Source organism: Clostridium tanneri (assembly GCF_033659955.1).
Classification (GTDB): domain Bacteria; phylum Bacillota; class Clostridia; order Clostridiales; family Clostridiaceae; genus Clostridium_AM; species Clostridium_AM tanneri.
Window position 1 is genome coordinate 1 of record NZ_JARUJP010000007.1, and the last position, 15905, is coordinate 15905.

Here is a 15905-nt window from a genome sequence, read left to right on the forward strand (position 1 = left end):
GTGATAGTCGCTTGCCTCTCAGTTTATTGAGAAGATTCATTAAAGAATTGCTGGTTTATTCAAAAATAAGTTATCTTATCTTTACTCTGTTTAATTTTCAAGGATCATCTTTTATAGTTTAACCGCTCATTTATATTATCACATACATTTGAGCCTGTCAAGAATTTTGTAAATTATTTTTATTTTCTGTCGTTTTCACAACTTTTACATAATATCATAAATATTTTCCTATGTCAATAGATTTCTCTAAAGATTTTAATAGGTTACTTTATGAACTTGGTCACTGACTTTTCAGCAACGAATGTTATTCTATCATCTTTATCATTCTTTAAAACTATATAAGTATGCTCCTATTTTAGATTAACTCAATTACGCTTAAAAATCCTAACTATATCTAAATATGATTGATGATGATACACTTGAATCAGTTGATACCATTTCATCTCTAAATAGTTATCAGCAATTACAAAACTTGTATAAATTAAGATACGTTCATCTATCTTACTAATGAAAATGTTGCAATATAAAAACTTATAGCCTTATATTTTTTCAATAAAATAAAAAACGAAACTTAAATTAATAATTAAAATTTTGTTATCTGCATATAGACTACAGTTAGTTTCGAAAAAGAAAATCAGCCTCTGATGACACTGATTTTAAAAAGGTATGAGATAATTAAAAAATTTAACCTTTTTAAAATCAAAACAGCACCAGATGCTGCCTCAGAAGCCAAGACTAATAGAGTGCTTCATATACATCTGTATGTATAAATACTTAAGTCTCATTATAACTGAATTCTAAGCCTTACTTTAACTGCTGAAGTTTTTCCCATAAGTCATTATGGTTCTTCTTCAAATTAATTATTTTAAAGTCCTTATTAATAAAAGTTTGAGTAGTTTTTCCCTTTGCTAAAACCTTACTATCTACCTCTCTGATTACATTATAGTTAAAGATTACTTTTATAGGGCTTAACTCTTCAACAAAGGTTTGTATTACTATGTCATCCTCATACTTTGCCCCTTCATGATACTTACAATAAGTTTCCACTAAGGGCATCATAATACCTTTCTTTTCCATGTCACTATAGCTCATTCCTAGTTTCTGTATAAAATCTCCTCTACCAACTTCAAACCAAGCATAATAGTTAGAATGGTGGACAATTCCCATCTGGTCTGTTTCCACATATCTTACTTTTAATTTTGTTTCACTTACATACATTTAATTCACCTTCTTTTAATATTTACATATAATACTATTTTACTCTGAATATATATTTTGTCTATATATTATCTTTACAGTTTCCATTTAACTCCAACTTGCATATTATATAAAGTAAAACTTAAATGAGATTTATTCTTACTTTAGACAATACAAATACTTAGTACTGTTTAAAATGCTTTTTAGAAATTAATTTACTGTAGCTGATTTTAATATAGACTCTTCCTATGATATTAGTAATTTGAAAAGAAATGAAGGTGATTAAATGTCAACTTATTTAGAGTTAACTTCAAAAGATTTAGAGTTAAATTTTGATGTACTTCCTAAATTTGATACTACTGAAGAATTATCTCCTTATAAAAATATAATAGGTCAAAGCAAAGCTGCTAAATCTATAGACTTAGGTCTTTTAATGGATAAAAAAGAATACAATATATATGTTTCTGGCCCCAGTGGTACAGGTAAAACTAGTTATATAGTAAATAAAATCGAGGAATATGCAAAAACTCTTGAAGACCCTCATGACTGGTGTTACGTATATAACTTTAGAGATAGTCATAAACCTATAGCACTTTCGCTGCCTACTGGAACTGCTGAAAGCTTTAGGGAATCTATAGCTCTAGTTATAAACGATTTATTTAGAAAAGTTCCTACCGTTTTTGATAGTAAAAGTTATGAAAATGCTAAGAGAAAAATTGTTGAAAAATATGAAAAAATGGTCTTAGAAATATCTCGAGAAATTTACGATGAAGCTTCAGAGAACAACTTTGCTGTAGAACATGATGATAATGGAAACTTTATTTTTATACCTTTAAGCGAAGGAAAGAAAATGGATATTGATACCTATAACAAATTATCTACAGATGAAAAATCAAGAATTAACAAGAGTTCTAATGAACTCAAACTGCTTTCTTATGAGCTCTTAAAGAGAATATCTGCTTTAAATAAGTTAATGCTTGAGGAACTTAAAACCTTAGATTATAGCCTGTCAAAAAATATAGTGCTTGAACAGATTGAAATTTTAAAAAACAAGTATGAAAAGTACAGCAAAATTATTAGCTACTTAGATATGCTTCAAAAAGATATAATTCAAAATATCAGTGCTTTTTTAAAGCGTAATAGTGGTGAAGACTCTGTTAACAAGAGAGAGGACAAAGAAGAATCCGGCACTGATTCCAAGGAATATATTTTTAAGTTTTCAAAACACTTTTTTAGAAGATATGATGTAAAAATTATTTCTACTAATAAAATAGGTAAGGGTGCTCCTGTTATTTATGAAGATTCTCCTACTTATAACAGTATTTTTGGAAAAATCGAATATGAAAATATACAGGGAAATACAGTAACTGATTTCACTATGATACGACCAGGAAGTCTTCATTTAGCTAATGGTGGTTTCCTAGTTGTTAATGCTGAACAGCTTCTAAGTAATCCCAACGCTTGGAAGGCACTTAAAAGGTGTTTAAAATCTGAAGCTATAGTTGTGCAAAATTCTAAAAACAATATGGAATTGTTCCCAATAGTTACCTTAACTCCTGAATATATACCTTTAAAGGTTAAAATCATTCTCGTAGGAAGTAGTATCACCTACTCTTTGTTATCTCAGCAGGATTATGACTTTAATAAGCTTTTTAAGATAAAGTCTGAGTTTGATAGTAAAATAGAAAAAGATTCAATTAATACCAAAAATATTCTCGGTTTTATAAACAATTATATTAATGAAAATAAATTTTGCCATATTACTAGAGATGGTGTAAAAGAATTGTTTAGATATTCCTCTAGACTTGCAGAAAATCAAAATTATTTCACTGCCTATATGAATAAACTGCTGGAAATTATAGATGTATCTCATGTTTTTGCAATAAAGGATAGTTCAAAATTGATAGATAGGCAACATGTTGTTCATGCAATAGAAGAACTTCATTCAATGCATGAACTTGCAAAAAATAAGGTTCTACAGATGTATAAGGAAGGTAAGTATATTGTAGACTTTAAAAACTCTAAAATAGGTCAGATTAATGGTTTATCTGTTATGAACTTTGGCGACTCTACAGTAGGTCAACAACATCGAATAACTGCTACCACCTTTGCTGGAAAGCAGGGTATTACCAACATTGAAAGAGAAGCAAATTTAAGTGGTAATATACACAGCAAAGGTATTATGATCCTTTCTGGTTTTATAGGGGAATTTCTAGGTCAAAACACCTCCCTTTCTTTCAACGGAAAAATAGTTTTTGAACAACTTTACTCCGGCATAGAAGGTGATAGTGCTTCTGCTGCTGAACTTTTAGCTCTTATATCCAGTCTCAGCGACATACCTATAAAACAAAGTATTGCGATAACTGGCTCTGTTAATCAAAAGGGGGAAATTCAACCTATAGGCGGAGTAAATGAAAAGATAGAGGGTTATTTTGACATATGCGGTTTATTTAATTTAGAAGGAAAGCAGGGAGTAACTATTCCTAATTCCAACTTACAGGATTTGGTTTTAAAGAGTGAAGTAGTCGCTGCTGTTGAAAAGGGCTTATTTCATCTTTATTCAGTTAAAACTATAGAAGATTGTATTGAAATTTTATTCGATTTTAGTGAACTAGATAAAGAGGGTCTATCTTCAATGGACTTTATCAAACAACGGATTTTAAATAAGCTTGGTAGATATAGAAGCCTTTTAAAGAAATAAATTAGAAAAGACTGTTGGTAGTATGTACTACTCAACAGCCTTTTTTAATCTGTTTCCTCGATTAAAAGAACTTTGCAAATAGATATTAGCATGTTACCCTCTAATACTACAACTCCTGTCCATGATCCAGTTATTTTTTTTCTACTAATATATTTAAATTCTCCTTCTCCTTTAGTTCTCAACGAAATAGTTTTACCAACATTTAAATTAAAATACCTGCTTAAATCCATGCTTTTATTGCAAATGCCTTCGAGTGTCTTAGAATCAACATTAAACTTCATTGAAGATATTTCTTCTGATTTTACTGATACAATTTCATTAATTGGTATCAGCACGATAGTTTTTTCCCTTGTTTTTAACTTTACAATACTATTTTCAACAGCTAGCAAAATTGCATCATCTATTATTCCTCCAAGACACCCTTCAAGGGACAACGTAATTCTTTCTCCTATTAATTTCTTTAATGCATCTTTAAGTCCATTAAAACAAGTACTGCAATCTTCTTTAAGTACTTTAACTTCATATTTTTTATTATCTAAAACTTGTTTATCAGATTCTTGATTATCACTACCTTTCCTTTCTACTTCCTTCTTCTTTTCATCAGCTCTACTTTCCTTACCTTGATCTATTTTCCTAGTAACTTTGTCTATATCTTCTTTTGAATCCTTCTTGTCCTCACTAACTTGATTTTTGTTAGAATGTTCTTTCTCAGTTCTATCATCATGATAGCTTTTCTTTACACTTTGCTCATCTTCTTGCTTATTCACATTCCTTGATGTCTTATTACTATTTGCTTCCTTATCTTCTTTAATTAATTCTTTAGTCAATTCTTTAAAATCTATTTTATCTAATATACGAATTAACGCCTCTTCTCCTATATTCTCTTTCTCATACCTATCGTTGTCGATGTTTTTCAGGTACTTAGGCAAGACATATAAAAACATATCTATTAACTTATCAAAGTCGCTACGCTTCTTCAATTCACTGCCTCCAAAAACTTATTAATATATAATATGTTTTACCCATAGTAGCAGTTACTGAATTAGTATCAACAAATTTTTAGTCAGATTCCTTAAACTTAAACTGTCTGTCAAGTATCCATGTGTTATCCTTCCATTGATATAATGATAAATTATCAAAATAACTATCAAAGTTACAATCATATTTATTTACATAGTCCCATATTTGATCAAATTTATCCTGTATCCTTCTAGAAAGTATAGTACAATGAAATACTTTATCTTTGCCTTCATTACGTTTAAATTCTATCCATGGAATCTTTCCAAGTTCCTCTATCAACTGGTCATGCACCTTTTTAGCTTCCAGAGATACTTGGACGTCCATAAATACAACATCTCGCCTAAATTTTCCAAAGCCTTCAATCTTTATAGGAGACTTTTTTCTGACAGAAACAAATCTTTCCAAAACTTCTATCATTTCCTCTATTTTGTTTGTTTCAAAAGGCGCTTTCAATGTAATGTGAGCAGGTAATTTCTGAGGTCTTTTATTAAACTTATGACAAACCTCATTTGTTATCTTATTATGGAATCTAGAAGCTTCCCCATTTATATTGCATACCAAAACATATCTTTCCACTTATATTCAACTCCTTTAAATTAATATTAATTAAGTAGCTTAGCCTTTTTATATGTTTTGCACTTTTTCAAATTTATATTAACAAAACTTAATTTCCTTTACAATCCAACAACTTCATGATATATTTAAGTTGTCACTTTATTTTCTATAATTCAATTCTACTACTTTTCCAATATAAACAAAATCTCATTCAAAAGGTTCAAGGAGAACAGAAAAGTTACTAGACACTTCAATTATATAGGGGGTTAAATAATTATGAAATTAGGTTTTATTATACCAAGCTTTCCAGGTGAGAAAAGAGTAGCTCTATTGCCAGAACATGTACGTAACTTCGAAAATGAAATTATAGTAGAGCATAACTTTGGTATGAACTTGGATTTAACTGATAAAAAATATGAAGAAGTAGGCTGCAATATAGCGTCTAGAAAAGAAATATACTCAGAGTGTGATGCAGTATTTTCATTAAAACTTATTGGTGAGGAAGACTATAAATATATAAGAAATAATCAAATGATTATCGGCTGGATTCATCCACATGGCTCTGGGGGAAAGTTCATGGAAGATCAAGCCAAAATTAAAGATCTCATCATTGTCGACTTAGACAACATACACCCAACAGTTTACTATCAAGATGCACAGAAGAAAATAGATTGGATTAAGCCTAATTTTATAAAAGATAATAGCTTTACTGCCGGTTATTCCGCTGTCCTACATGCCTTAATCAATTATGGTTCAATTCCAAACCCTAATTGGAATATTGCAATTTTAGGTTCTGGAAATGTATCTCAAGGAGCTTTTGCAGCTATCTCCAAGTTCAGCAATAATGTGAGGTTATTTTATAGAAAAACGTTGAATGAATTTATAGACTCTGTTCATACTTTCGACATGGTTATAAACGGTATAGAAATAGATAGAGAAGGTCTTCACATACTTACTCTAGAAAATCAAAAAAGAATGAAAAAAAACTGTTTAATAATTGATGCATCTGCAAATGCAGGAAAGGCAATCGAGGGAACAGTAAACACTAAAATAAACAATCCTATTTATAAAAAAGATGGTCTTTATTACTATGTTGTAAATAATACACCTTCTCTATTGTACAGAACTGTTAGCGAAAAAATCAGTGAATCTTTTAGCGCAAATGTATATAAGAAAGATGTTAAAATATTTAAAGATTTTATTATAAATTAAATCTAAAATAGTCTTTAAAGATCTATTTCCTTAAAGACTATTTTTATAACCTATAACCTTAAAAATGCTATTCTTCTCCGAATACAGCTCTTCTTACATTTTCTAAACCTATTCTATCAATGGTGTTTCCAAGTCTTTCTCCTGGATTACCCTTTTCATTGTAGTAAGCTATAACCTTATCTGCAATTCTTTCTGCGTCTTCTAGTGAAAATATATTATCAATTCTATCACCTATTCGGTGTTTTCTTCCAAACTTCCCACCTATAAATACTGCTACGCCTTCCTTTTCAGCAGCCATAGCCTTGAAGGGACATACTCTTATACATCTACCACAATGTATGCATTTGTCATAATCAACTTGCACTATGTTACCAACCTTTTCTATTGCTTTAACCGGACAGTCTCTAAGACAAAGTTGACAGCCTTTACATTTATCCTCCAATACCATCGGAATTCTTTGTCCCATAAAACCAAGATCATTTATTGGTGCTTTCACACAGTTATTGGGACAACCTACCACTCCTATTTTGAATTTTGCCGGAAGATCCTTTTCAAAATGCTTTTCATGAAGTTTTCTACATAAATCTTGAGTATCTATTAATCCATAGGAACATACCGTTCCTTTACATGCCACTATAGGCTCAACCTTTAAGCCTGTACCTCCTGTACAAAGCCCTGCATCTTCCATTTCCTTTTTCACAGCCTCAATATCTTCATATTTAATCCAGGGAATCTCTACACACATGCGAGAAGTAAAGCCCATATTCCCTCTTCCGTATTTTTGTGAGATTTCTGCTATTCTTATCATTTGAACTGCTGTCATAGTTCCAGCATTAGATATAACCCTTACCGAAAAGTATTCCTGATCTTGTTGCTGCAAATATCCTTGAAGTTTTAATTCTGCAATCTCTTTCTTATTCATCTTTAAAAAACCTCCATTAGCAAATATGTACAATTACGTAATCTCTATTAACCCGCCCTATAATACTTGTCCTTCATTGTTTACAATTTGGCGTTTTAAAACTTTAAATTGCCAGACAAAAACTTAACACACTGTTAAAAATAATAGTACACCAAGTTAATATCTCAATACATGCTTATATTTACTGTGCTAAAATCGCAATTACTATTATAACAGATATATTACAAAAACAAAACAGTTGCTGTAAAGTGAGAAAACTTATATTTAAAACTATGTAATAAAAGCCCTGGGCATCCCAAGGCTTTTATTACATATTACTCTATATTTATAATATCACTTCTTTTTACTCTTTTTATTAAATCTGAAGATTTATCCTCTCTTTGCAGAACTTCACCTATAGGAATGTTAAGCTCTCTAGCAATTATTTCTTTCACTCTTTTGCCACAAAAAGCTCCTTGACACATTCCCATACCTGCTCTCGTACGCCTCTTGATAGCATCAATAGATTTCACTGGTATATTTCTATGAATAGCATCAACAATCTCCGCTTCAGTAACCTGCTCACATCTGCATATTATGTGTTTTTCTGGTTCCTGACAATTAATGTCACCCTGAAAATTTTTATCTTTTTTTACAATAATGCCTTTCCTATAAGGACTGAAGTCTTTGTCTTCTTCTAAATGACAAAAGTTCTTTTTAAGTATTTCTACTACTTTTGCCGCAATTGCAGGAGATGATGTTAACCCTGGCGAATCAATTCCCGCAACATTTATAAAACCTTTAATTTTTGTTTCTTCAATTATAAAATCTTTTCTATTACTAGTTGCCCTTATTCCTGAAAAACTTGTTATGGCCTTTTTTATATCAAATCCCTCTATTGATTTTCTTGCTGTATCTATAATGTATTTTAGTGAATTCTCATCTGTAGATACATCTTCTTTATAATCTACCTCCTGAGCATTAGGCCCTATCATAAGGTTTCCATGATAGGTTGTGGTTACTAATATTCCCTTTCCTTTATCTGAAGGAACCTGGAATATAACTTTACCAGCTAGATAGGATTGATCCTTATTTAACAGTACATACTCCCCTTTTCTAGGAATGATATAGAAGTCATCTGCTCCAACCATTGCTGCTATTTTATCACTAAATACTCCTGCCGCATTAATTATATATTTTGATTGAAAGTCTCCTTTTTTTGTATGAACTACAAAATGATCAACTTTTTTTTCTATACCTAAAACCTCAGTGCCTAGCTTTAATTTCACACCGTTTTCAATGGCATTCTCAATAAGTGCTATGGTAAACTCATAAGGTGAGCATACACCAGCATCTTTACAATAAAGTGCCCATTTAACATCTTTACTTATATAAGGCTCTAGTTCTCTAGCCTTATTACCATCTATTATTTCCATACCTTTGACACCATTTTTTATTCCATCATCATAAAGCTTTTCCAAGTAATCTTTCTCTTCCTCAGAAAAAGCAAGTACTAAGGAACCGGTCTCTCTATATCCAAAGTTTAACTCCCTGTTAAGCTTTTCAAACATTCTACTACCCTTAACGCATAGCTCAGCTTTTAATGTTCCTGGTTTATCAGAGTAACCACCGTGAACTATTCCACTATTAGCCTTTGAAGCTCCGCTGCTTACATCTTCACTTCTGTCTATTATACATACGTTCAATTTATACCTGGATAGCTCTCTAGCTATAGCTGCACCTACCACTCCTGCTCCAATAATAACTATATCATACATAATAATTCCTCCCCTCAACGCAAATAATTATTATCACTTTGTTTTAAATATTATATAATATTTTTAATCATTTTTCAATTATTACTGCTTTCTTCTATATACTTATAAAAGTCCTGGGATAACCCAGGACTATTGAATACACTCCTTTATTATATTATTATACCTTCCATCATCACTTATTCTTAGAAGACTCTCGATAAAATGTTTACTTTTACTTTTAGGTATGAGCTTTCTCTTAACTAGTTTAATCATAACCATGCATGTATCGTACTTTTTCACATGTGTATGACCTTCTTTAAAGTTCTTGTGTGTGTTATGGACTATATATCCATCTCCCGCTTTATAAATTTTAAAATCAGCACTTTGATATATTTGTGTACACACTATGCTCACCTCATAATCATAATATCACGCTGTTGTTATTAAAATATTATGAAATACTTTGGATTATGACACAATAAAGTAAAAAACCAGTATGTACTTATTTTAGTACACACTGGTTTCTTTATTATTTTATAGTTACAATATTTTTTTCTCCAGCTTTAACCTGCTGGCCTGCTTTAACTGATACTGTCTCTCCTTCAGCTAAATTAGTAAATATAATTGGTGTAATAACTGATGGAACCTTTCCTTTTACTTCCGCTAGATTAACCTTTAAAATTGGCTGTCCAACTTTTACCGTAGCTCCTTGTTCAACTAGAGCCTCTAAGCCTTCGCCCTTTAAATTTACTGTATCTATACCGAAGTGAATTAAAATTTCTCTTCCATTATCTGCAGTTATTCCTATAGCGTGTTTAGTAGGGAATATAGTTGTTATCGTTCCATTTACTGGTGATACAACCTCTCCCTTTGCTGGTTCTATTGCGAATCCATCTCCCATCATTTTTTGTGAGAAAACTTCATCTGGAACCTCTGATATAGGTAATATTTTACCTTCAATTGGAGCCACAAAAGTGCTGTTTCCTGCGTTGGTAGCAGCTACTCCTTTTGTTACTGTTTTTTCTTCTATAACCGTTGGAGTTTTTCCAGACATTATATCTTTAATTTGAGTTTTCAATTGGTCTGACTTTCCTCCAAATATAGCTTGGATATTATTTCCAACCTCCATAACACCTGCTGCACCTAGTTTCTTAAGCTCAGCTTTATCTACGTTCTTAACATCATTTACACTTACTCTTAAACGAGTTATACATGCATCAAGGTTAGTTATATTTTCTTTTCCACCTAATGCCTTTAGTATACCTGCTGCTAATTCTCCCCCAGCTATACTTCCTGAAGATGCACTTGCCTCCTCAGTATCGCTTTCACGACCTGGAGTCTTAAGATCCCACTTTCTTATAGCAAATCTAAATCCAAAGTAGTAAATTACGGCAAAAGCTAACCCTACTGGAATTACTAACCACCATGCTGTTCTGTTTGGTATTACTCCGAATAGAATATAATCTATTAATCCACCAGAGAAGGTCATTCCTATTTTGACATTTAATATCTGCATTACCATAAAGGATAGTCCTGCAAATATAGCGTGAATTCCGAATAATACTGGTGCAACGAATAAGAATGAGAACTCTATTGGCTCTGTTATACCAGTTAAGAATGAAGTTAATGCTGCTGATGCAAGTATACCTCCAGCTAGTAATTTCTTTTCTGGTTTCGCTTCATGATACATAGCTAAAGCTGCTGCTGGTAAACCAAACATCATGAATGGAAACTTACCAGTGGTAAATGTACCTGCTGTAAACTGAGTAGCACCGTTGCTAAGAACTCCATATCTTGCAAAGTCTGTCATCTGAGCAAAGAATATCTTTTGGTCTCCATTTACAATTTGACCTGTTGCTTTACTTACATATTCTCCAAATTGATACCAGAATGGGTTGTAGAATATATGGTGTAATCCAAATGGTATTAAGGATCTTTCTATAACACCAAATATAAATGCTGCTAAAGTTCTGTTAGTATCAATCATGTTAGTTGAGAATGCATTTAATCCATGTTGGATTGGCGGCCATATAAACACAAGTATAATTCCTAAAAATATAGCTGAAACTGCTGTTACAATAGGAACAAATCTCTTTCCAGCAAAGAATCCTAAGTATGAAGGTAATTCTATATTGTAAAATCTCTTATAAAGCTGTGCTGCCACAATACCCATTAGTATACCACCAAATACACCGGTTTGTAGTGATGGAATACCTAAAATTGATGCGAAAGCTGGATTGTTGCCTGCTAGTACCTCTGGAGTAACTCCCGCTACAATTCCTAAGGTTTTATTCATTATTAAGAAACCAACAATTGCTGCTAGTCCTGCAACACCCTCTCCACCTGCAAGTCCAACTGCAACACCTACTGCAAATAATAGTGAAAGATTACCAAATATAATATCTCCTGATTGTTCCATAACTCTAGCAAATGTTTGGAAGCCATGACCACTTAAAAATGTAGCATATTTTAAAAAGTTAGGATTTTGAAACAAGTTACCAAAAGCAAGTAACATACCCGCTGCTGGCAATATCGCAACTGGAAGCATTAAAGCTTTACCAACCTGTTGTAGTACACCGAAAGCACTGCCTTTTTTAGACATATAATTAACTCCTTTCAATAGTTGATTCTTAATTATTATTTTAAATTATTGTGTGTAAAAAATTTTGAATTAATCCATTAACTTAATTTTCCATGCCAAAACACAAAAGGCATGAGCAAGGTAATCAAGATAGACTATATCTATTCCACTAGTAAAAATAGATATCAATCTAACTATGTGATTACTTTTGCTCATGCCTGATCGAATCAGTAACACGCAAATTAAGTTATTAATTTCTATGCTAGACTAAATGTTATATGACTTCGCCTAGCAACTTTATATGTGAATTATAACAAATTATTTTTCACTTTTCAATAGTTTTTTAATTTTTTTATATTTTTTCTCAATTACACATTTATTTCTGCTTTTTCCCCTAACATATCTTTGTTTTTATCCAAAACAGGCTTTATTATTTCCTCTATAAAATCTATTACCTGCCCTGGCGCCCTTCCTACAAATTTGTTAGGATCTACTAATGCTTGAATTTCGTCCTCTGTCATGTTAAAGAACTTATCCTCTATAATCCTTTGAAGTAGATCATTGTCTTTCCCTTCTACTTTTACCATCTTAGCTGCCTCCATAGAGTGCTGTCTTATTCTCTCGTGTAGTTCCTGCCTGTCGCCTCCATTTTTAACTGCTGCCATGATAATATTTTCTGTAGCCATAAATGGAAGTTCACTTTTTATATGGGATTCTATAACTTTTGGATATACTACCATATTGCTAGCTACATTCATGTATAGGTTTAAAACCCCATCTAATGCTAAAAATGCTTCCGATACCGATATTCTTTTATTAGCAGAATCATCTAATGTTCTTTCAAACCATTGAGTTGAAGCAGTTATCGCTGGATTTAATGAATTTACTATAATGTACCTAGCTAATGCACCCATTCTTTCAGATCTCATAGGATTTCTCTTGTAAGCCATAGCTGATGAACCAATTTGATTTTTTTCAAATGGCTCTTCCATCTCCTTCATACTTTGAAGAAGTCTCAAATCGTTACTGAATTTATAGGCACTTTGAGCAATTTCTGAAAGTGTATTTAATATTGTAGAATCTAGTTTTCTTGGATAAGTCTGTCCTGTAACCATAAACTCATTTTCAAAACCCATTTCTTTACTTACCATCTTATCTAACTGTTTTACCTTATCCTCATCGCTATTAAATAACTCCATAAAGCTTGCTTGAGTTCCAGTAGTTCCTTTTACTCCTCTGAACCTCATATGATCAATTACAAACTCTAGATTCTCTAAATCAAGATACAAATCTTGAATCCAAAGAGTTGCCCTTTTACCAACTGTAGTAAGCTGTGCTGGTTGTAAATGTGTAAAGCCAAGTGTAGCTAAATCTTTGTACTCTATAGCAAACTTAGATAAAGAGCTGATTATATTTATTATTTTCTTCTTAATTATAATAAGTGCTTCCTTCATTACTATTAAGTCAGTGTTATCTCCTACATAACAACTAGTTGCTCCTAAGTGTATTATTCCTTTAGCAGTTGGGCATTGAAGTCCGTAGGCATAGACATGACTCATAACATCGTGACGCACTTCTCTCTCCCGTTTTTCTGCCTCTTCATAATTTATGTTATCTACATTCTCTTTAAGTTCTTTAATTTGCTCATCAGTTATATTTAATCCTAATTTTCTTTCACACTCAGCTAGTGCTACCCAAAGCTTTCTCCATGTTTTAAACTTTTTTTCCTCTGAAAATAAATAACTCATTTCTTTAGAAGCATATCTTGTATTTAAAGGTGTACTATATGTATCTCTCATGCCAAGGCACCTCCGCACGTATATAATTTTATTTTTTATGTTTTTCATTCATATTATAACATATATTAATTGTATTTTATATATGTACATTCGTATTTTTTCTTCTAATTAGTATAATTTTATAATTTTAAATTTACCCTATCAATTCAAAGTTATACTTAAATTTTAAACTAGCTTTCTTATCTATGTTAAACAAATTGTGTACAAACTGTTCTAATTTATTTTGCTAATAATATAATTTACTAGTGAAAAATTTATAGGGTTTTGGGGGTATCTTATGTATAAACTTAAACTTATAGACAAAATTTCTTTAGTTTTAGCAATTATCGGAGCAATAAACTGGGGGCTAATAGGCTTGTTTAATCTAAATTTAGTAGGGGTTCTTTTTGGTGAACCTGCAAATTTAATTGGAAGGTTGGTCTACATCCTAATTGGCGTATCAGGAGCTAATCTTTTAATGCTTTTAATTAAAACAAAACAGAGTTTTAAACAATAAATAAAAGGCTCATATATTTTGAGCCTTTTATTTATCTTGTCATAAATTATTCTTCTATTGATTCTATTAATTTAGCAACTTCCTCTGCTGCTAATGCTTCATCATCACCAGATGCAATAACCTTTACAGTTGCATTTTTAGTAACTCCTAGTGATAAAACACCTATTAAACTCTTTACATTAGCTTTCTTTCCATCAAATTCTATGCTTATGTCAGACTTGAAAGAAGAAGCTTTTTTAACTAATAAAGTTGCTGGTCTTGCATGTAACCCAGTTGCACTTTTTACAGTAACCTCTTTAGATACCATATTACTCACCTCTATTATTCATTATAATATTTAACAAACTTACCTTATTATTATAACATTTTTTCTACATCTTTCAACATCTGTTTTCTTATGAAAATGATTACACAATAATAATTTTTATTTTTTAGAATACATTTCCTATTAACCCACAATCTAGAATAAAGCCATATTATTTTAACATTCCTGTAAAGCTTTCTATTCTATCTAAACCGTTTTTTATATTTTCCATAGATGTAGCATAAGATAATCTTACGTAATTATCCAATCCAAATCCGATGCCAGGTACAACTGCTACCTTTTGCTTTTCTAATAATAAATCTGAAAAGCCCATTGAATCTTTTATCTCTATGCCATCAACTCTTTTTCCGAACAACCTAGATATATTTACCATTACATAAAATGCACCCTCCGGTTTTATACAAGATAGCCCATCAATGCTATTTATCTTATCTACCATATAATCTCTTCTCTTTTTAAATTCAGTAATCATTTCATCCATATCAGAACTATTTCCATTTAGCGCCTCTACTGATGCGTATTGTGCTATAGAACTAGGATTTGATGTAGTATGACTTTGGATATTCGACATTAACTTAACTATTTCCTCACTTGCAGCAGCATAACCTATTCTCCACCCTGTCATAGAATAAGCCTTTGAAACTCCATTTATAACTATAGTTCTTTTATAAGCATCTTCACTCAAACTAGCAATGCTTTCGTGTTTAGTATTCCCATATATTAATTTTTCATATATTTCATCAGCTAAAATTAATATATCTTTTTCTTTAGCAAAGTTTGCTAAAGATTCAAGCTCTTCCTTTGTATAAACAGTTCCTGTAGGATTGTTAGGGCTATTTATAATTATCATCTTTGTTTTATCTGTTACCACTTTATTTAATTCTTCTATAGTATATTTGAAATCCTTTTCTTCCTTAGTCTCTACAAATACAGGAACTCCATCTGCTAGCTTTATAAGCTCCGGATAACTAACCCAATATGGGACAGGAACAATTACTTCATCTCCTGGGTTTAAAGTTGCTTCAAAAGCATTTGCCAAACATTGTTTAGCTCCTGTAGATACTATAATTTGAGAAGCATTATAGCTTAATCCATTATCTTTTTTAAACTTTTCTATAATAGCCTCTTTTAACTCCATTATCCCAGATGCGGGAGTATATTTAGTAAATCCATTTTTTATCGCCTTTATTGCAGCTTCTTGAATATGTTCCGGAGTATTAAAGTCCGGTTCCCCTGCTCCAAAACCTATTACATCAATTCCTTCTGATCTCATTTTTTTAGCTTTAGCTGTTATAGCCAAAGTAATAGATGGTGCTATTTGTTCTGCTTTTCTTGAAAAAATCATTTTACTTCCTCCATAT

General features: G+C 31.4%; 13 protein-coding genes. 3 read left to right on the forward strand and 10 right to left on the reverse strand.

Annotated elements, in window-relative coordinates:
• Positions 1–804: 804 nt before the first annotated feature.
• A complete protein-coding gene (locus P8V03_RS07450; RefSeq protein WP_318797671.1) occupies positions 805–1218 on the reverse strand; it encodes an acyl-CoA thioesterase in 414 nt (137 codons plus the stop codon).
• A 265-nt stretch (positions 1219–1483) separates the two neighbouring features.
• Here P8V03_RS07450 and P8V03_RS07455 point away from each other — a divergent pair, with 265 nt between their 5' ends.
• Positions 1484–3898, forward strand: a complete 2415-nt coding sequence (locus tag P8V03_RS07455) for a Lon protease family protein (RefSeq protein WP_318797673.1) — start codon at positions 1484–1486, stop codon at positions 3896–3898.
• A 44-nt stretch (positions 3899–3942) separates the two neighbouring features.
• On the opposite strand, the gene P8V03_RS07460 is transcribed toward P8V03_RS07455, so the two are convergent.
• Entirely contained in the window at positions 3943–4878 is a 936-nt protein-coding gene (locus tag P8V03_RS07460) for a hypothetical protein (protein WP_318797675.1), read from the reverse strand.
• 79 nt (positions 4879–4957) lie between these two features.
• Positions 4958–5494 (reverse strand): 2'-5' RNA ligase family protein, encoded by a 537-nt coding sequence (locus P8V03_RS07465; protein ID WP_318797677.1) that lies wholly within the window; start codon positions 5492–5494, stop codon positions 4958–4960.
• A 255-nt stretch (positions 5495–5749) separates the two neighbouring features.
• On the opposite strand from P8V03_RS07465, the gene P8V03_RS07470 reads away from it, so the two are divergent.
• A complete protein-coding gene (locus tag P8V03_RS07470) occupies positions 5750–6685 on the forward strand; it encodes a Rossmann-fold NAD(P)-binding domain-containing protein (RefSeq protein WP_318797679.1) in 936 nt (311 codons plus the stop codon).
• Positions 6686–6752: 67 nt separating this feature from the next.
• Here the strand turns inward: P8V03_RS07470 and P8V03_RS07475 are convergent, their stop codons facing one another.
• The 5 genes from P8V03_RS07475 to purB all read right to left on the reverse strand — a co-directional run bounded on the left by P8V03_RS07475 (position 6753) and on the right by purB (position 13723).
• Positions 6753–7607: a 4Fe-4S binding protein gene (locus P8V03_RS07475; RefSeq protein ID WP_318797681.1), complete on the reverse strand. Its 855-nt coding sequence runs from the start codon at positions 7605–7607 to the stop codon at positions 6753–6755.
• A gap of 314 nt (positions 7608–7921) precedes the next feature.
• Positions 7922–9364 (reverse strand): NAD(P)/FAD-dependent oxidoreductase, encoded by a 1443-nt coding sequence (locus P8V03_RS07480; RefSeq protein ID WP_318797683.1) that lies wholly within the window; start codon positions 9362–9364, stop codon positions 7922–7924.
• A gap of 129 nt (positions 9365–9493) precedes the next feature.
• A complete protein-coding gene (locus tag P8V03_RS07485) occupies positions 9494–9748 on the reverse strand; it encodes a hypothetical protein (RefSeq protein WP_318797685.1) in 255 nt (84 codons plus the stop codon).
• A gap of 124 nt (positions 9749–9872) precedes the next feature.
• Positions 9873–11945, reverse strand: coding sequence for a glucose-specific PTS transporter subunit IIBC (ptsG, locus tag P8V03_RS07490; RefSeq protein WP_318797687.1), 2073 nt, complete (start codon positions 11943–11945; stop codon positions 9873–9875).
• A 347-nt stretch (positions 11946–12292) separates the two neighbouring features.
• Complete coding sequence (gene purB / locus P8V03_RS07495) at positions 12293–13723, reverse strand: adenylosuccinate lyase (RefSeq protein ID WP_318797689.1); 1431 nt, start codon at positions 13721–13723, stop codon at positions 12293–12295.
• Between the two features lie 277 nt (positions 13724–14000).
• On the opposite strand from purB, the gene P8V03_RS07500 reads away from it, so the two are divergent.
• Positions 14001–14219 (forward strand): DUF378 domain-containing protein, encoded by a 219-nt coding sequence (locus P8V03_RS07500; RefSeq protein WP_261671500.1) that lies wholly within the window; start codon positions 14001–14003, stop codon positions 14217–14219.
• 46 nt (positions 14220–14265) lie between these two features.
• Here the strand turns inward: P8V03_RS07500 and P8V03_RS07505 are convergent, their stop codons facing one another.
• A complete protein-coding gene (locus P8V03_RS07505; protein WP_261671501.1) occupies positions 14266–14526 on the reverse strand; it encodes an HPr family phosphocarrier protein in 261 nt (86 codons plus the stop codon).
• 169 nt (positions 14527–14695) lie between these two features.
• Positions 14696–15889 carry a pyridoxal phosphate-dependent aminotransferase gene (locus tag P8V03_RS07510; protein WP_318797693.1) on the reverse strand — a complete coding sequence of 398 codons (1194 nt, stop codon included), beginning with the start codon at positions 15887–15889 and terminating at the stop codon, positions 14696–14698.
• Between the last annotated feature and the right edge of the window lie 16 nt (positions 15890–15905).

Bases quoted from the DNA above. Each gene is read 5' to 3' on its own strand.
- P8V03_RS07475 (WP_318797681.1), bottom strand. From the start codon at position 7,607: ATGAATAAGAAAGAGATTGCAGAATTAAAACTTCAAGGATATTTGCAG.
- P8V03_RS07500 (WP_261671500.1), top strand. From the start codon at position 14,001: ATGTATAAACTTAAACTTATAGACAAAATTTCTTTAGTTTTAGCAATT.
- P8V03_RS07510 (WP_318797693.1), bottom strand. From the start codon at position 15,889: ATGATTTTTTCAAGAAAAGCAGAACAAATAGCACCATCTATTACTTTG.
- P8V03_RS07450 (WP_318797671.1), bottom strand. From the start codon at position 1,218: ATGTATGTAAGTGAAACAAAATTAAAAGTAAGATATGTGGAAACAGAC.
- P8V03_RS07455 (WP_318797673.1), top strand. From the start codon at position 1,484: ATGTCAACTTATTTAGAGTTAACTTCAAAAGATTTAGAGTTAAATTTT.
- P8V03_RS07470 (WP_318797679.1), top strand. From the start codon at position 5,750: ATGAAATTAGGTTTTATTATACCAAGCTTTCCAGGTGAGAAAAGAGTA.
- ptsG (WP_318797687.1), bottom strand. From the start codon at position 11,945: ATGTCTAAAAAAGGCAGTGCTTTCGGTGTACTACAACAGGTTGGTAAA.
- purB (WP_318797689.1), bottom strand. From the start codon at position 13,723: ATGAGAGATACATATAGTACACCTTTAAATACAAGATATGCTTCTAAA.
- P8V03_RS07480 (WP_318797683.1), bottom strand. From the start codon at position 9,364: ATGTATGATATAGTTATTATTGGAGCAGGAGTGGTAGGTGCAGCTATA.
- P8V03_RS07505 (WP_261671501.1), bottom strand. From the start codon at position 14,526: ATGGTATCTAAAGAGGTTACTGTAAAAAGTGCAACTGGGTTACATGCA.